This window comes from Blautia sp. AM42-2, assembly GCF_003480245.1.
Taxonomy (GTDB): domain Bacteria; phylum Bacillota; class Clostridia; order Lachnospirales; family Lachnospiraceae; genus Fusicatenibacter; species Fusicatenibacter saccharivorans.
The window spans coordinates 102482-120560 of the sequence record NZ_QUIM01000009.1; the positions used below are offsets into that span (position 1 = coordinate 102482).

The window sequence follows — 18079 nt, forward strand, 5'->3', positions numbered from 1 at the left end:
ACAGAAGCAGGCCCGTTCTGTATCTATGCGGTGTGTGTTTGAAAAATGATTTCTGCAGGAGAACATGAAATGTTGTCTGCAAAAAGATTTTTTCAAACACACGCCAGGTAAAAAAAGAAAGGAAGATTCCATGAGCAGTCAGAAGAAAAAAGGAATGAACTTGGAAAGAAAACAGAATCTTACCGGCTGGGCTTTCCTGATGCCGGCAACGATCCTGATCGCATGGATGAGCTTTTATCCGATGATTCAGGCATTCATCCTGTCTTTACAGACAGGTATGGGCATCAACCTAAAATTCAACGGATTTGCAAACTATGCCCGTATTTTAAAAGACCCGACCTTTAAACAGACCTTAAGCAACACCTTCTTTTATCTGATTATTCAGGTGCCGATCATGCTGATCCTCGGCCTGATGTTTGCTTCCATGCTGAACAACAAAGATCTGCGTTTTAAGGGACTGTTCCGTACCTGCATTTTCCTGCCGTGCGCAACATCTCTCGTATCTTACGCGATGATCTTCCGTTCCCTGTTTGCAAATGACGGTTTTATCAACACCGTTCTCCGCGGCCTCGGCATGAACCCGATCATGTGGTTCTCCAATGCGTGGACAGCCCGTGCGGTTATCATCATCGCCCTGATCTGGAGATGGACCGGATACAACATGGTCTTCTATCTCTCCGGTATGCAGAACATTGAATATTCGATCTACGAAGCAGCCAAAATCGACGGCGCAAGCCCGCTGCAGACTTTCTTCAAGATCACCGTTCCACTGTTAAAACCGATGATTCTGCTGACCACAATTACTTCTACCAACGGTACTCTGCAGCTGTTCGATGAGTCCCTGAACCTGACAAACGGAGGTCCTGGAAAATCAACCATGACCATGTCTCATTATATTTACAATATGTCCTTTGTACAGAGCCCGAACTTTGGCTATGCGGCAGCAATGTCCATCCTGATCCTGATCATGGTAGCCATTCTGGCACTGCTTCAGATGAAAGTAGGTGACGAGCGATAATGGGAAAAGCAAAGAAATTTTTCATGTATCTGGTTTTAACGGTAGCGTCGATCCTTTCTGTTTTTCCGCTGTACTATATGTTCTGCGCGTCTACAAACAGAAGTATTGATGTCATTGCCGGAAAACTGATTCCGGGTACGTATCTGATTGACAACTTTAAAGCGCTGATTGCGCAGCAGAACCTGCGCCTTGCACTGTGCAACTCCTTCCGGAATGCGACGGTGCTGACCATTCTCTGTCTTCTGGTCTGCTCGATCGCCGGTTATGGATTTGAGATCTATCATGATAAAGCAAAAGATGCGGTATTTACCGTACTTCTGACTGCGATGATGATTCCGTTCGCAGCCATCATGATCCCAATGTTCCGTATGTTTTCCCAGCTAAAGATGGTCAACACGATGGCAGCTTTCATGCTTCCTTCGATTTCAACACCGTTCATGATCATGATGTTCCGCCAGGCTTCCCGTTCCTTCCCGCACGATATCATCGAAGCGGCAAGACTCGATGGCTTAAGCGAGACAGGAATTTTCTTTCGTATGTATATGCCGACCATGAAATCGACGTATGCGGCAGCAACAATCATCACCTTTATGAACGCATGGAACAACTACCTGTGGCCGAAGGTTATCTTACAGAACAATGAATCCATCACCATGCCGATGCTGGTAGCGAACCTGCTCGGCGGCTACACTGTAGATTATGGTGTGCTGATGCTCGGCGTATTTATCTGTACGATCCCGACAGCAATTATTTTCTTCTGCTTCCAGAAGAGCTTCACAGAAGGTATCACAGGTGCCGTAAAATAAGAAAAAGAATCGAACAGAAAAGGTGGATATTTGGATGAATATCCACCTTTTTTTCAAAAGATCAAAAAGAACAAAATTCCAGAAGGAGGAAAATAAAAATGGGTGTATTTCAGTATGAAAAAGTGAAGGACCCGACGTACTATGGAGAAAACCGGGTGGCGGCGCATTCCGATCACAGATATTATGGATCGGTGGAAGAAATGGAGCAGCATGTGGAAAACTTCCGTCACAGTCTGAACGGACTGTGGAAATTCCATTACGCAAAGAACTACGAGAGCACGATTCCGGGATTCGAGACACCGGAGTATGACTGCACAAAATGGGACGATATCCGCGTGCCGGCACATATCCAGATGGAGGGATATGACGCACCGCAGTATGCCAATGTGCAGTACCCATGGGAAGGAAGAGAAGAGATCCAGCCGGGCGAGATTCCGGAGCGGTTCAATCCGACGGCTTCCTATGTGAAATATTTTGAAGTGCCGGAGCAGATGAAAGGAAAACGGCTTTTTGTTTCCTTCCAGGGAGCAGAGAGCGGTATTGCCGTATGGCTGAACGGAACGTTCCTTGGCTACAGCGAGGATACGTTTACTCCGTCCGAGTTTGAACTGACCCCGTATCTGAAAGAGGGCGAAAATAAACTGGCTGCGCAGGTTTTCAAATGGACGAGCGGAAGCTGGTGCGAGGATCAGGATTTCTTCCGTTTCTCCGGTATTTACCGTGATGTGTATCTGTACACGATTCCGGAGGTTCACGTTTCGGATCTGAAAGTACAGACGCTGCTGGATGATACGTTTACGAAGGCAGATCTGGTCATTGATACGAAAACGATCGGAACAGGAAAGGTAAAAATTACCCTGTTAAAAGACGGAACGGCACTGCAGAGCACCGAAGGTGTGCTGGATGGGGAAACACAGTTTGTTCTGAAAGTCGATCACCCGGAACTGTGGTCCGCAGAGACACCGGTGCTGTATGATCTTCTGCTGGAAGTCACCGCAGAGGATGGAACGGTGCAGGAACTGATTCCGCAGAGAGTCGGATTCCGCCGCTTTGAGATGAAAGACCACATCATGATGCTGAATGGAAAGCGGGTTGTCTTTAAAGGCGTCAACCGCCACGAGTTCAGCTCCGTATCCGGCCGTGTCGTTTCGAGAGAAGAGCTGATCAAAGACCTGACGACGATGAAACAGAACAACATCAATGCAATCCGTACCTGCCATTACCCGGATGCGGTCGGCATTTATGATCTGTGCGATGAATACGGTCTTTACATGATCGCGGAGTGCAACATGGAGTCCCATGGAACGAGAGATACGGATGCGGTACGAAGCGGAGATTTCTCCGGTGTTGTACCATGCGACCGCCCGGAGTGGATGGACTGTATGCTCGACCGTGTCAATTCGATGTATCAGAGAGACAAAAACCATCCGGCGATTCTGATCTGGTCCTGCGGAAATGAATCGTTTGGCGGAAAAGTTATTTTTGAAATGTCCCAGTTATACCGGAAAATGGACCCGACCCGTCTCGTTCATTATGAAGGAGTTAATGACGACCGCAGATACAACGACACCAGCGATATGGAAAGCCGGATGTACACCACCGTCAATGAAATCCGTGAATTCTTGTCGAAAGACAGAAGAAAACCGTATGTCTGCTGTGAGTATGCACATGCGATGGGAAATTCCTGCGGCGCCATGAAGAAATATATGGATCTTGCCGAGGAAGAACCGCTGTTCCAGGGCGGCTTTATCTGGGATTATATCGACCAGTCAATCTACAAAAAAGACCGCTACGGAAAAGAGTTCCAGGCGTACGGCGGAGACTTTGATGATCATCCATGCGATTACAATTTCAGCGGAAATGGTATTGTATACGGCGGCGAGCGCGATGCTTCCCCGAAGATGCAGGAAGTAAAATTCTGCTATCAGAACATTGCTGTGGATGTACAGAAAGACAAAGCAGTTGTAAAAAATAAGAACCTGTTTGTGAATACCGATGCGTTTGACTGCGTGGTAATTCTCGAAAAAGAAGGAAAGAAACTGAAAGAAGTGCCGATGGAAATTTCCGTGGAGCCGCTTTCCGAAAAAACAGTGGAGCTTCCGATTGCCGTACAGACCCTTCCGGGCGAGTATGCGGTGACCGTTTCCTTCCGCCTGAAAGAAGATACCATATGGGGCAAGCGCGGCCATGAAGTTGCATTCGGACAGGGTGTTTATGAAGTGGAAGCACCGGCGAAAGCAGAAAAACCGGCGAAATTTGAAGTGATCCGTTCCAACCATGATTTTGGTGTGCGCGGCGAAAATTTCGATGTGATGTTCTCCGATCTGAACGGCGGACTCGTATCGTACCGTTACGGCGGCGTTGAGATGATCAAAATGATTCCGAAACCGAACTTCTGGCGTGCGCCGATCGACAATGACTGCGGAAGCCTGATGCCGATGCGTTACAGCCAGTGGAAGATTGCTTCAATGTATCTGTCCCACAAATATCCGAACGGCAGCCATTATCCGGGACTGTATGCGCCGGAAATCGAAGTACACGAGGACTGCGCAGAAGTCAGCTACCGCTATGTAATGCCGACCACACCGGCGAGCGAGTGCCGTCTGACCTACCGTGTCTTCGGCGATGGAAGCATTCAGACGACGCTGACGTATGATCCGGTGAAAGAGCTCGGCGATATGCCGGAATTCGGCGTGATGTTCAAACTGGATGCCGATTATGACAACGTTACCTGGTACGGCATGGGACCGGAGGAGACGTATGTGGACCGCTGTGCCGGAGCAAAGCTCGGTGTTTATAAGAATAAAGTCGAAGATAATATGGCGAAATATCTCGTTCCGCAGGAGTGCGGCAACAAGGTTGGTGTACGCTGGGCAACCGTGACGAACCGCAAGGGCCGCGGTATGATGTTCAGCGGCGACAAGATGGAATTTTCCGCACTGCCGTACACACCGCACGAGCTGGAAAATGCGATGCATCCGTATGAACTGCCGCAGGTACATTACACCGTTGTGCGCGTGGCAAAACAGCAGATGGGTGTTGGCGGAGACGACAGCTGGGGTGCACAGACCCATCCGGAGTACCTGATTCCGATTGATAAAAAACTGGAGTTTACCTTTACGTTTAAGGGAATCTGATGCGTTCAGCCCATTCTGTCCGTGGACAGGATGGGCTGTCTGCGAAAGAAAAGGAGACAAAAGCAGATGGGGAAAGAAGTAAATTTTGGAAAGCTCCTGCACGGGGGCGATTATAACCCGGAACAGTGGCTGGATTACCCGGAGATTCTGGAACAGGATCTGGCGTATTTCAAGAAAGCCAGAATCAACGAGGTTTCGCTTGGCATGTTTTCCTGGGCATTTTTAGAGCCGGAGGAAGGAGTTTTCCGTCTGGAATGGTTAAAAGAGGTGATTGACCGCCTGTACGAAAACGAAATTGTGGTTATGCTTTCCACGCCGACGGCGGCAAGACCGCGCTGGATGGCGGAAAAATACCCGGAGGTGCTCCGTGTCAATGCAGCGAGAGAACGGAATCTGTACGGGGAGCGCCATAATCACTGCTATACCTCACCGGTTTACCGGGAAAAAACGAGAATCATCAATACGAAGCTGGCGGAAATGTTCAAAGACCATCCTGGCGTGATTGCATGGCATATTTCGAATGAATACGGCGGAGAGTGCCACTGCCCGCTGTGCCAGGAGGCATTCCGCGGCTGGGTGAAGAAAAAATACGGCACACTGGAACGGCTGAACCGTGCCTGGAATACCGGGTTCTGGAGTCATACTTACCAGAGTTTTGACCAGGTGGAGAGCCCGTCTCCGAAAGGAGATTCTTCGCTGCACGGACTGAATCTGGACTGGAAACGGTTTGTGACGGATCAGACCGCGGATTTTGTAAAATGGGAAATCAAAGCGCTGCGGGACGCTGGGGCAGAACAGCCGTCTACCATCAATATGATGTATAACTTTACCGGACTGAATTACTACAAGTTTGCCGATGTGATTGACTTTGTATCCTGGGACAATTATCCGACCTGGCATAAAGAGGCGGAGACGGTAACAGCGATGGATACAGGTATGCAGCATGACATTATGCGGAGCATTCAGAAAAAGCCGTTTTATCTGATGGAGAGTTGTCCTTCCGCAACGAACTGGCAGTCCGTCAGCAAGCTGAAAAAACCGGGCATGCTGCAGGCCGCGTCACTGCAGGCAGTTGCGCATGGGTCGGATAGTGTGCTGTATTTCCAGATGAGGCAGAGCCGCGGTGCATCCGAAAAATTTCATGGAGCCGTGATCGACCATTATGGCGGATCGGATACTAGGGTATTCCGTGAAGTGACGAAAGTCGGCGCAGCCCTGGAGCAGCTGCAGGAAGTGAACGGTTCGCAGAACCCGGCGGAAGCAGCCGTGATTTACGATGTGGAAAACCGCTGGGCGGTGGAAGATGCGGCGGGTCCGCGGAATGCAGGTGTTTTTTATAAAGAAACCGTGGAAAAACCATATCAGGCATTCCGGAAACTGGGCATCAATGTGGATGTGATTGATGAGACGTGCAGCCTCGACGGATACCGTGTTGTGGCAGCGCCGATGGTTTATCTGCTGCGGGAAGGATGGACAGAGAAGGTTCGGAACTTTGTGAAAAACGGCGGAATTTTTCTGCTGACTTACTGGTCCGGCATTGTGGATGAGACGGATCTCTGTTACTTAGGCGGAACACCGCATGACCTGATGGATGTGATGGGATTCCGGAGTATGGAGATTGACGGCTTATACGATGGCGAATGGAACGAAGGAATTCCGGAGCCGGAAAATCCGCTGCATCTGGAACGGGCATACCGCTGCAGTCATCTCTGCGAGCTGGTACAGCCATCGACGGCGGAAGTGCTGATGACATACGGAAAAGATTTCTATGACGGCATGCCGGCGATGACCCGGAATGTGTATGGAAAGGGAAAAGCGTATGCCGTTTGTGCGGACTTTGAACAGGGACTGTACGATGAAGTCTGCCGGAAACTGGCAGAAGAGGCCGGTGTGGAGCGGATCGTGGAAGAAGTTCCGGAAGGTGTGGAAGTCACGATGCGCGAGCAGAAGGACGGAACCAGGTACGTGTTTGTCCAGAACTTTAGCTGGGAGGCCGTTGCGGTCAAACTGCCGATCGAGCGCTATCCGGTATGGCAGGGAACGTATGACGGAACGATCGGAAGCTGGAAGACGATTGTGCTGAAAGGAAGATAGAAGAGAAGAAAAGTCTGTTGAGAAAAACCGGAATGGGCTGTTTCTCAACAGACTTTTTTCGTTCATGCATTTGCGGCAGCGTCTTCTTCCTGCGCCAGCTTTTTCTTATACGCCTCGCCCCAGTCCCACATCGCATCCATGATCGGGTGGAGGCTGAAGCCGAGTTCCGTCAGGGAATATTCGACACGCGGCGGTACCTCGGCGTAAACTTTACGGTTGACCAGACCGCTCTGTTCCATCTGGCGGAGCTGGGAAGTTAAAACTTTTTGAGAGACGTGACCGATGGACTTTTTCAGCTCGCCGAACCGCATGGTGCCGTGGAGCAGCAGATCGCGCAAGATCAGAACTTTCCATTTATCACTGATCAGAGTCAGCGTAGTTTCCACCGGGCAGGGCGGAAGATCAGCAAGAGAAACGGGTGTTTTTTCTGCGGATGACATAAGAGAAAACCTCCTTTTTGAAGAAAATAATGATTTGAAAGATGGCGGAAACGTCTGATTTTACACAATAGTATCTTTTGGGTAACTACACCACAATATTGTGCTTACTTTACGAAAGAACTCTATGGACTTATTATAAAGCCATCGAAAGAAAAAAACAAAATGGAGGAAAGTAAAATGAGCAAAGCAGTAGAATTTTTAAATGAGAATCCGGTACAGTATCTGGCAACGGTAGGTCGTGACGGAAAGGCAAAATGCCGCCCGTTCATGTTTGCAGGAGAGGTTGACGGAAAACTGTGGTTCTGCACCAACAACACAAAAGATGTTTACAAAGATATGCAGGAGAATCCGGAAATCGAAATCTCTGTTTCCAGCCCGTCCTACGCATGGATCCGTCTGCACGGAACCGCAGTGTTTGAAAATAACATGGCTGTAAAAGAAGTGTGCATGCAGAACCCGATCGTAAAAGGCCAGTACCAGACCGCTGACAACCCGATTTTCGAGGTATTCTATCTGGACAATGCACACGGTGTAATCGCAGACTTTTCCGGAAACCCGCCGTACGAGTTTTAATCTGTCGCTATGAATTTGAATCGGTAGTAACTACCGGGTGAGATAACCATAGTATAGAATTCGGACTTTGTCAAGCGATCAGCTCTTCAAATTTTTTCTGTTCCATCGGTTTATAATAATAGAATCCCTGCAGCTCGTCGCATCCTTCGGCGATCAGAAAATCTACCATCTCTTTCGTCTCCACACCCTCGCAGACAATCCATTTGTCTGTGCGTTTTAAAAGATGGAACATCTCTTCCAGCACAATTTTTCCTTTTTCGGAGAGGCCCGCCGAGAGGAAATGTTTGTCAATTTTAACTTCATCAAACAGAATATCCTTCAGCGAATTTAAGGACGAATATCCAGACCCAAAATCGTCCATGGAAATGCGGATATTCCGGTCGTGGAAAAAGCGGATCATCTGGTTGACGGCATCAATGTTATGAATGTACGTTGTCTCTGTGATCTCAAAAACCAGGTACTTCGAAGGAATCTGATAATGATCGAGCAGCTGTGTGATCCGCTGTGTGAACGTATCGATCTTGCGGAAATGAACCGGCGACACATTCAGCGAGAGCGGCAGCAGCGGAAGTCCGTTTTCCCGGCGGTCAACGAGCCACTGGAAAGCAGCATTATACACATAATAGTCGAGCGACTCAATCTCTCCGGTCTCCTCCAGAATCGGCAGAAAGCTGTCCGGGAACCAGAGCGTGCCGTCCTCGCGCAGCCAGCGTACCAGCACCTCGGCGCTTGCAATTTCCTGCGTTTTTCCGCTGATTTTCGGCTGGAAATAAATCTGAAATTCTTTTTTCGCAAGGGCATTCTGGAAGGAATGAATGGTCTCCGCGCGCTTCTGTTCCGTGCTGGAAAGCTCGGCGTTGTATTCGAAGACGCAGGTGGAAGTTTCCTTCGCACGCCGCCGCGCAATGTTGGCATGAGAGATGACTTCCTCCGCTGGTGTGTCCGTGTCATTCAGATAATAGACGCCAGTGTTCAGCGTCATGTAATTCAGCGGGTACGATTCCAGCACTTCGCGGATCGCCTGCTTGTGATAGGCGGAAATCTTTTCCCGCGCCACGGCCGGATCCTGCCCGGTGATATCGATAATGCCGACAAAGATATCGGAGTGATAGCGGTTCACAAAGAGTGTCTGCGGAAAGAGTTCCAGCTTTTTCAGGATGAAATTCAGAATGTTCGTACCCATCTCATAACCCCAGTAATCGTTGATCAGATGAAAATTGTCGACATCCGTCATCAGAAAGGCGTACTGCTTTTCTTCGCTTCTGTTATTGAGAAGCGTAAAAATTTTTTCTTTTAAAGAATCCGTGGAAATGCTCTCAGCAAGCATACTGCGGCGGGCGGCGAGAGGTCCGTTTTTCTGGAGCTGTTTTTTATACTGCTTGTCCTGGTACATTTTTTCGTCCGCCATTTGCAGCAGATCCATGATCAGATAATAATGATTTTTGCAGCTCAGCTCATATCCGACGGCATAGCTCAGCGGGTGATCCGCCGTCTGGTTGTAGGTGTCGATCATCGTCTGCAGCTGAAGATTCATCTGCTCCAGCTGGTTCCAGGTTGCATGATTCTGCACAATGACAAATTCATCACCGCCGAACCGCGCCAGAAAGCTGTCCTCGGTCAGAATGCGGGTCAGATAGGAGGCGAAGGTCTGGATAAAGACGTCGCCTTCTTCGTGGCCGTACGTGTCGTTGATCATCTTTAAATTGTTCATATCAAACATCATCACGCCGACATCGAGTGTATCGTCCGCGTTCTGAAGCTGGAGGAGCTTTTCTTCCAGCGACTTTTTATCGTGCACGCCGGCGACATCAAAGCCGGAGCGGCGGATCAGGCTTTTCAGATAATCGGTAAGCGTCAGTGCAGAGGCGCAGCCGAGCAGCGTAAGGATAATCAGAAGCGCAAAGGCGCGATGATCCAGCCCACGCTTGAAATGCAGAAGCAGCGATGTCAGAAAGACGACATAGAATGCGATCTGCAGATAGCACAGTTTGATGATTTTTTTGTTCTTTTCCATAATACTCCATACTTTCTAAATGCGTATGCAAAAAGTGAACCCTGCCATCGGTTCAGCTGGCATACACAATAATTTTCTTGGCCAGACTCTTATCCAGCCCGATTTTACTGCCCTTCACCATGACGAGATAATAACCGTGAAGCTCCGACAGAATCGAAATCCTGGCCCCGGGAACAAACCCAAGCGACTCCAGATAATGACGCTGCTTTTCCTGGCCGCAGATTTTATTGATGACGTAAAACTGATTGAAATCGGTTAAATTTAAAGGCATGCAGTTCCTCCTTTATTACGAGAGTACATCGAGTTAGAATTGCCTAACAGACAGTATAGCATAACATATTTGGAACAAAATAGAAAACTTTTTCATTGAGAAATTTTTTCAAAAAGGTTTTATGGGGGCGGATGCATTTTTGCGTTTCTTATTTTGGGGGAATCATGTATAATGGAAATGAAACATCAGTGACAAACTATGACATGGGAAAAGGAAGAGAAAACAATGAAACCTAGAATAAAAATCCTGCTGCTTGCAGTTCTGATCGCAGCACTCTGCAACTGTATGCTGATGATCGGAATGACAAAAAAGAAAGAGAACAATACAATTCCAAAAGATGCAAGCCTGATCTGCGAAGAAACCGTATCGCCGAATAAGGACTATATCACGGATGAAAAAGACCTGGTGAATTACACCGTGCGCGTCTATCAGGAAAAAAACAACGACATCATCGTCTATGCGGAATCCAATTCGCCGCTGTTCGATGAAGCACAGTACATCGTAACATGCGACCACGCCATCACCGCCGACGATGTCCAGATCAAATGGACAACCCTCATGGGCAGTACCGAAGCGAGCGAGAAAGATGAGATCGGACTCGCACACGTTTCGATCTCAAAAGACGGGGAAGTGTTCAGCGAAAAGACGATCAGCTTTGTGGCGAAAGCGGTGAATGCGGTTACGGATGTGATAGGGTAAAGAAAATAAGATAATAAAAAAGAAACGAGCAACTCCCTTGGCTCACGATGAGCTTACCGGACAAAAAACCCGTTTCTTTTTTTATGCTAAAATGACTTTCCTGTTTTGTCAAGAACCGCATAGCATTTTACATCGCCAAAATCGTGGCCACCAGTTTCTTGCACTGCACGAGCAGTGAGGACGGAATCGCATACTCATCAAGTGAATGTGCGCCTGCGCCCTGGATACCGAGGCTGCAGAGGGCGGGGATTCCGATGCGGGTGACGAAGGAGGTGTCGGAGCAGCCGCTCTGCTGGATGCCCTGCGGGATTGGTTCGCCGAGGAGTTTACAGCTTTCCTGATAGAGGGAGAGGAGGCGGTCGGCACCGTCGACCATTTCCATGGCGGGGTAGTAGCCGTTCTGTTCCATGGTGCAGCTTGTGCCAGGAACGGTGACGTGTTCGCAGAGATTTTTTAAGAAAGCGATGGCTTCTTCATACTGCGCATTTGCCGCGTATCGGATACCGATGGAAAACTCACAGGAATCCGGGATGACATTGGCTCCGGTTCCGCCTGAAATACGGCCGCAGTTGAAGGAAAGATAGCCGAACACCGAGCGGCTCTCAATCTCTGTAATCATGCGCGCCGCCTGCAGAATCGCACTCGCGCCTTTCTGCGGCTCCTTTCCTGCATGAGCCGCTTTGCCCTTTACTTTCACGCGAATGATCGCGCCGCCGTTTCTTCTCGTAGTCACTTCGCCGCTGATGTAGCCCGATTCCAGATTAAAAGCCGCCTCACAGCCGCTGGCATACTGCTCGACAAGCTTTCCGGCCTCGCCGTGGGAAAATGCATGGGCGACTTCCTCATCACCGGTGAGCACCAGTTTGATCTGTCTGTCCTCATACCCGACCGCATTCAGTGCGCGGAGCACAAACAGCGCGATCACATCGCCGCCCTTCATGTCATAAACGCCTGGACCGTACACGCGGTCATCCTTCACAAGAAACGGTTCCGGGCCGAACTTTCCAACCGCATGAACTGTATCCATATGCCCAAGCAGAAGAATCGGCTTCTTTTCCTGCGGCCGGGTCCACGCGGCAAACGTCGGGCCAGCCTTCTCAAAGTGATGAATCTGACGCTCCATGCCGAGCGCATCACAGTACGTATCGAGATGCGCCGCAATCCGCTCATTCGCCTCGCGATCAGCCGAAGGCGTTTCAATGGAGACAAGATTTTTCAGCAGCTCCATCATACTGTGTTCGTTTTTCTCGAGATAGGCAAATGCCTGTTCCGTTCTTTTATCCATAAACATTCTCCATTTCTTATGTTTTATAAAGTGATTTTCATAATCCGTGCCGGCCGTCCCTTGCCGCCGCTGATTTTGCCGATCGTGGTCACACAGTTTTCCTGTTCCAGCCGCAGAATCAGCCGGTTGGCGCTCCGCTCCGTGATCCCCATATCTGCAGCGAGCTGTGCGGAAGTGATTACCTGATCATGTGACCGCAGAATCTCTTTCAGTTTTTCATACGTACTGCTGCTGATGTGAAGCCGGTGCAGAAGATACGCCGTGTGATCGGTCGGGTCATTGATCTTAATTTCGGTAAACTGATGCTCATCCTCCGCAATATAGTTCGCGCCGGAGCGGTCCGCGATCGAGTGGTTGAGCGCCATCGCCGCGCGGGATTTCGCCTCCATGGGAGTATCACCGTAGCCGATGCCGATCCACAGCCGGTTGTGCGGCGTCTGCTGTCCGTGAAACAGAATCTTCTGATATTCCCCGTTCTGAATAAATTCCCGCATCAGAACCGGACGGGATGACATGATATAAAAAATAGAAGCGCCCTCGGAGAACGCAGCAGCCCCCATGCGGTGGGCGGCAGAGTAGATCAGCTCGCGCATCTCATTCTGATAATGAATCTTCTCCCATTCCCGGAGCGAAAGATCCGTCTCCTGATCAAAGGAATAATCAAAATAGATCTGCACGGAAGCACTCTGCCCGCGGTTCTTCTGCGCCGTATTTTCCAGAAACTGAAGATGATAAACCTGTTCCAGAATTACATCCTCGGAAACCGAGATGCGGATGCAGGGAATGCCTTCTGCCGACAGTGCCTCATACGTTTTTTCCATGTTGGTAAAGCAGATTTTTGCCCCGTTGTGAAAATAGTTGTAACGGTGAAAATCCGTGAGGGCATCCTGAAAATCGCCCTGATCGGGAGAAGAGCCGTGTGCCACAAGGACGCGGCCATTGGAAATGCCGATCTCTTCCAGCGTTTCCTGCACAAGCTGTTCCTCATACATATCGATACTGATGACATCCGGCACGCAGGAATAACGGACAGCAGATTCCGCCAGCGCTTTTAAGATGGAAGCCTGATTGTGCGGAAGAAAGGTCCAGGGAACGTTTGGCTCCAGCCGCTTTAAAGCATAGTGATAGTTGGTCGGCCCAGTAAAAATAATGCCGGATACTTTCCCTTTCTGAAACTGGGCAGCCGCTTCCAGACCGTACCGGTAATCGTTGGAACGCCGGTAGACCACTTCAAGGTCCGGCATGCGCTTCTCCAGCGTTTTCTGAATCCTGTCGCAGATATGGTCAGAACCTGTTACGCCGATTTTCATATATAAAATTCCTTTCCGAGAATTAAAGACATAAAAATGAATTATGGCATAATTTTACACCTATTAAGGACGAAAGGCAAATGGTAAGATGTAGAAGAATTGTTTTTGAAAATTTTTTTCAAGAATGGAGAGTGGAAAAGAAATGAAAAATCAACGTATGTTAGATGAACTGACCGAATTGATGCGGATTGATGTGTCGAGCGGTCAGGAGACGGAGATTGCAGAGCATCTGGTGAAAAAACTGGAGCAGATGGGATTTGCGATTACGCGGGATGAGGCCGGGGCTACGTTTGGCGGCGTGTGCGGCAATATTCTGGCGGTTCGGGAAGGAGAGCGGGACGGTGTTGTCTGTTTCTGTTCCCATATGGACCGTGTGCCGGGCGGCATTGGAATCAAACCGGTGGAGGAGGATGGAATCCTTCGTTCTTCGGGCGACACGATTCTGGCGGCGGATGATCTGTCCGGTGTGGCAGCCATTTTAGAGGGCGTGCGTCAGGCGATTGAATCCGGGAAGGCGCTTCCGAAACTGGAGATCCTCTTTACGGTCGGCGAGGAGGCCGGTCTGTACGGTGCGAAAGCATTCGATGTAAGCCTGCTGACATCAAAAACGATGTATGTGCTCGACTCCCCGGGACGCATCGGCCGAATTGTAAATGGTGCGCCGGGCCGTGCCCTTCTGGAAGCACAGGTTTTCGGCAAGGCAGCCCATGCGGGAAATGAGCCGGAGAAAGGCATTGATGCGGCAAAAATTATGGCGGAAATGCTCGCAACGATGGAGACGGGAAGACTGGATGAAAATACAACGTCGAACTTTTCTCACCTCTGGTCCAAAACATGCGAGGCAATGAACGTTGTCTGCGACCACGCAATCCTGCGCGGAGAGATGCGGAGCCGGTCGGGAGAAAAACTCGACCGCTATGAAGCGTATTTCCAGTCGCACTGCCGTGAAATCGCAGAAAAGCGCGGTGCGCGTGTGGAATTTAAAAGAGAAAACACTTTCCTGCCGTTCTTCATCCCGGAGGATTCCGAGATGATTCAGATCGTCACGGAATCCCTGAAAGAGATGGGAATCGAACCGCAGATCAACGGCGGAGGCGGCGGTATGGACGGCAATATTTTCAATCAGAAGGGAATCACCTGTGTCGGTATCGCAACAGGATATTTCAAGAATCATTCGACCGAAGAATATCTGCATCTCGATGACTTCTATCATGCCGGAGAGCTTGTGGCGCGGATAATTGGAAGGATTGCATAAATATGCAAAATATAAAATAAAAACTGGATAAAACTTGCAAAATAAAAGAAAATTATGTATAATTTCAAATTAAAAAGAGCAAGGGAGAAAAAGAAATGGCTGAGATTTTAACAAACAACGCAATGTTCTCCAGCTTCATGATTGTTCTGATCGTGTTTGCACTTGGCGACATTGTCGGTAAAATTACAAAAGGAAAGCTGTCCGGAATGATGGTCGTCATGCTCCTGTTCCTGGTAGGCTTTCTGACGAAACTGATCCCGGCGGACATCATCGACCAGGGAGGCCTTACGGCGTTATCAAAACTGGCAATTGCGATGGTACTGTTCAACATGGGTACTACCCTGAACGTGAAACAGCTGATCGAGGAGTGGAGAACCGTATTAATGGCGGCACTCTGTATGCTGGCGTCCTGCCTTGTGATGCTTCTGGTATCCCCGATCATCGGATTTGACACTGTGCTCGTCGGCATGCCGGTTATCAACGGTGCGGCAATGGCAACTTCGCTGATGGCAAGCGCCGCAGCAGAAAAAGGACTGGCAACGGCGGCAGCACTCTGTGCAGTCATCTATTCCGTACAGAAATTCGTCGGTGCGCCGATCGCATCTGCCATGGGTATCCGTTACGGAAAAAAACTGCTGAAAGCATACCGCGAGAATCCGGCGCAGTTTAAAAAGCAGGAGACCGGAAACGGTGCTTCCGCAAAAGTTTCCTTTGCAGATAAACACAAAGAATGGTATTCCGCCAACGTCATGATGGCGCTCGTTGCAGCCGGTTCCTGGGTTGCCCACATCCTTGGCGATCTGACTCCGATCAACTACAGCATCTGGGCGCTGCTTCTCGGTGTTGCCTGTGCCGCTTCCGGACTCGTTCCGACAAAACCGCTGCAGAAATCGAATTCCTACGGCCTTATGATGGTTGCTGTCTTTGGCTCCATCATCCCGTCTCTGGCGAAGGTTTCCTTGAGCGATCTCGGTACCATGGCATTCCAGACGATTGTTCTGTTCATCGCGGCTCTGATCGGTGTTGCACTGGTTGGATGGGTTCTCCCGACCTGGAAACTTGTCGGCGACAAGGATCTGGCTGTCGGCATCGGTGTCGAGCAGTTCCTCGGATTCCCGAGCAACGTGGTCATCTGCCGTGAGGTCGGCGATGCGGTCGGAGAGACACCGGAGGAGAAAGCGTTTATCGAAGATACCTTAAACGTGCCGTATGTCGTGGGAGGAATTACGGTTATTACGGTTCTGTCCACGATGCTGGCTGGATTTGTTATCAATATGCTGTAAAATTTTAAAATCATAGGAAAAGAAACATGACCTTGATGCAGAGGAAGAGTCCCCTGATCAAGGTCATGTTTTATGTTGGCATGCGGAGCAGTTCCCTCTGCATGAGACGATTAACTTTACGAGAAAAGAAAAAAATATCCCCCCACCCGGCTTGTGAGAGCCTGAAATATCAAATATAATGAACGAACAGTACATGGATCAGGCGCGCAGATCATGGGAGTACAAAGCAAAAAAGCGGTCAGTCCGGGTAAAAACGGTCTGAAAATGGGAGGAAAAGGATGAAAAAGAAAATATTATCTTTGATGCTGATGGTGTCTCTTGCAGCATCCCTTGCGGCATGCGGTCAGGACAGCGGGAAAAACAGCAACAGTACAGATTTGTCGAAAACAGAGACGGAAGCTTCTTCCGGCCAGACAGGGGAGGAAGAGACGACCCTGGTTTATGGTTCTGCTGATTATACCAGGATTAATCCGGCGATGGATGAGCACGGTGAAATTAATCTGCTGCTGTTCAACGGACTGACCGCACACGATGCGGATGACAACATTGTTCCGGGTCTGGCAGAAAAATGGGAGTACGATGCAGAAACCTGCACCTACACCTTTCATATCCGGGACGGCATCCAATGGCATGATGGAGAAAAATTTACGGCGGACGATGTGAAATTCACCATCGAAGCGATCATGGATCCGGAAAACGGATCTGAAAATGCACCAAATTATGAGGATGTAGAAGAGATTACAGTTATAGATGACAGCACCGTTTCCTTCCGCCTTTCCGAGCCGAACGTGGCTTTCCTGGAATACATGACGATGGCCATCCTGCCGAAGCACCTGCTGGAAGGTGAAAATATGCAGGAATCGGATTTCTTCCGTGCACCGGTTGGAACCGGCCCGTATAAACTGGAGAGCTGGGACGAAGGCCAGTCGATTGTTCTGGTAAAAAATGAAGATTATTACCTTGGGGCACCAAAGATTGACAAGGTCATTTTCAAAATTGTACCAGATGATAATGCACAGGCGATGCAGCTGGAATCCGGCGAACTGGATCTGGCGCTGCTTGACCCGAAAAATGCGCAGAATTTCAAAGAAAAAGACGGTTTTACCTGCTACGACATGACAACGGCAGATTACCGCGGAATCTTATTTAACTTTGCGAATGATTACTGGACGAAAAACAGGGATATCATTCCGGCCGTCTGTTATTCGATTGACCGCCAGGCCATTATCGATTCTGTGCTTCTTGGCGAGGGAATGGCGGCATACAGTCCGCTGCAGCGGAACATTTACAATAACGAAAACGTAGAACATTATGATTACAATCCGGAAAAAGCACAGGAAATTCTGGAAGCGGCCGGATGCACCAGAAACAGCGATGGTTTCTATGAGCGGGACGGCGAAGAAATCGGTTTTGTCATCAGCGTGATGTCCGGTGAGCAGGACCGCATTGATATTGCCCAGGCAGCAGCACAGCAGCTCCGGGAAACCGGAATCAACTGTACCGTAGAAATTCCGGCACAGATGGACTGGGGCGGACAGATGGCCTGCCTGATCGGCTGGGGAAGCCCGTTCGATGCGGACGATCATACATATAAGGTTTTCGGCACGGACAAAGGGGCGAATTATTCGAGCTATTCCAATGAAAAAGTAGATGAGTATCTGTCTCTTGCCCGTCAGAGTGACGATCCGGAAGTGCGGAAAGAATATTACGGAAAATTCCAGGAAGAACTGGCAGAAGATCCGGCCTATGCATTCATCTGTTATATTGATGCAAATTATGTGGCAGATTCCGGTATTCAGGGCATTTCCAAAGACACGGTGCTGGGCCACCACGGCGTTGGTATTTTCTGGAATATTCAGGACTGGACAATCGAAGAATAAAAACAAAAAAGCAG

14 protein-coding genes are annotated in these 18079 nt (G+C 49.3%); 9 read left to right on the forward strand and 5 right to left on the reverse strand.

Annotated elements, in window-relative coordinates; all coding sequences use genetic code 11:
- Positions 1–130 precede the first annotated feature (130 nt).
- From DW915_RS11095 to DW915_RS11110, 4 genes are all read left to right on the forward strand, one after another.
- Positions 131–1018, forward strand: coding sequence for a carbohydrate ABC transporter permease (locus DW915_RS11095; RefSeq protein ID WP_022461293.1), 888 nt, complete (start codon positions 131–133; stop codon positions 1016–1018).
- Positions 1018–1824 carry a carbohydrate ABC transporter permease gene (locus DW915_RS11100; RefSeq protein WP_243033822.1) on the forward strand — a complete coding sequence of 269 codons (807 nt, stop codon included), beginning with the start codon at positions 1018–1020 and terminating at the stop codon, positions 1822–1824. Before DW915_RS11095 ends, DW915_RS11100 begins: the two co-directional genes overlap by 1 nt.
- A gap of 98 nt (positions 1825–1922) precedes the next feature.
- Positions 1923–4961 (forward strand): glycoside hydrolase family 2 TIM barrel-domain containing protein, encoded by a 3039-nt coding sequence (locus DW915_RS11105; RefSeq protein WP_118742137.1) that lies wholly within the window; start codon positions 1923–1925, stop codon positions 4959–4961.
- A 66-nt stretch (positions 4962–5027) separates the two neighbouring features.
- Positions 5028–7055 (forward strand): beta-galactosidase, encoded by a 2028-nt coding sequence (locus DW915_RS11110; RefSeq protein WP_118742138.1) that lies wholly within the window; start codon positions 5028–5030, stop codon positions 7053–7055.
- A 62-nt stretch (positions 7056–7117) separates the two neighbouring features.
- Here DW915_RS11110 and DW915_RS11115 read toward each other — a convergent pair whose 3' ends face one another.
- Complete coding sequence (locus DW915_RS11115; RefSeq protein ID WP_022461803.1) at positions 7118–7495, reverse strand: winged helix-turn-helix transcriptional regulator; 378 nt, start codon at positions 7493–7495, stop codon at positions 7118–7120.
- Between the two features lie 177 nt (positions 7496–7672).
- On the opposite strand from DW915_RS11115, the gene DW915_RS11120 reads away from it, so the two are divergent.
- Positions 7673–8068, forward strand: a complete 396-nt coding sequence (locus DW915_RS11120) for a pyridoxamine 5'-phosphate oxidase family protein (protein ID WP_118742139.1) — start codon at positions 7673–7675, stop codon at positions 8066–8068.
- A gap of 70 nt (positions 8069–8138) precedes the next feature.
- Here DW915_RS11120 and DW915_RS11125 read toward each other — a convergent pair whose 3' ends face one another.
- Together DW915_RS11125 and DW915_RS11130 are read right to left on the reverse strand one after the other, a co-directional pair.
- Positions 8139–10082, reverse strand: coding sequence for a bifunctional diguanylate cyclase/phosphodiesterase (locus tag DW915_RS11125; protein ID WP_118742140.1), 1944 nt, complete (start codon positions 10080–10082; stop codon positions 8139–8141).
- Between the two features lie 52 nt (positions 10083–10134).
- The gene (locus DW915_RS11130; protein ID WP_022461332.1) at positions 10135–10353 is read right to left on the reverse strand and encodes a FeoA family protein; all 219 of its coding nucleotides are present in this window, start codon (positions 10351–10353) and stop codon (positions 10135–10137) included.
- Between the two features lie 225 nt (positions 10354–10578).
- Between DW915_RS11130 and DW915_RS11135 the strand changes: the two genes are divergently transcribed.
- Complete coding sequence (locus tag DW915_RS11135; RefSeq protein ID WP_118742141.1) at positions 10579–11052, forward strand: hypothetical protein; 474 nt, start codon at positions 10579–10581, stop codon at positions 11050–11052.
- 127 nt (positions 11053–11179) lie between these two features.
- On the opposite strand, the gene DW915_RS11140 is transcribed toward DW915_RS11135, so the two are convergent.
- A complete protein-coding gene (locus DW915_RS11140) occupies positions 11180–12337 on the reverse strand; it encodes a M20/M25/M40 family metallo-hydrolase (RefSeq protein ID WP_158581055.1) in 1158 nt (385 codons plus the stop codon).
- Positions 12338–12360: 23 nt separating this feature from the next.
- The gene (locus DW915_RS11145) at positions 12361–13647 is read right to left on the reverse strand and encodes a hypothetical protein (RefSeq protein ID WP_118742143.1); all 1287 of its coding nucleotides are present in this window, start codon (positions 13645–13647) and stop codon (positions 12361–12363) included.
- A 142-nt stretch (positions 13648–13789) separates the two neighbouring features.
- Between DW915_RS11145 and DW915_RS11150 the strand changes: the two genes are divergently transcribed.
- From DW915_RS11150 to DW915_RS11160, 3 genes are all read left to right on the forward strand, one after another.
- Complete coding sequence (locus DW915_RS11150; RefSeq protein ID WP_055221225.1) at positions 13790–14902, forward strand: M20/M25/M40 family metallo-hydrolase; 1113 nt, start codon at positions 13790–13792, stop codon at positions 14900–14902.
- A gap of 95 nt (positions 14903–14997) precedes the next feature.
- On the forward strand, positions 14998–16185 hold the full coding sequence (locus DW915_RS11155) for a hypothetical protein (protein ID WP_118742144.1): 1188 nt from the start codon (positions 14998–15000) through the stop codon (positions 16183–16185).
- A gap of 278 nt (positions 16186–16463) precedes the next feature.
- On the forward strand, positions 16464–18065 hold the full coding sequence (locus DW915_RS11160; RefSeq protein WP_022461445.1) for an ABC transporter substrate-binding protein: 1602 nt from the start codon (positions 16464–16466) through the stop codon (positions 18063–18065).
- Positions 18066–18079: the final 14 nt, after the last annotated feature.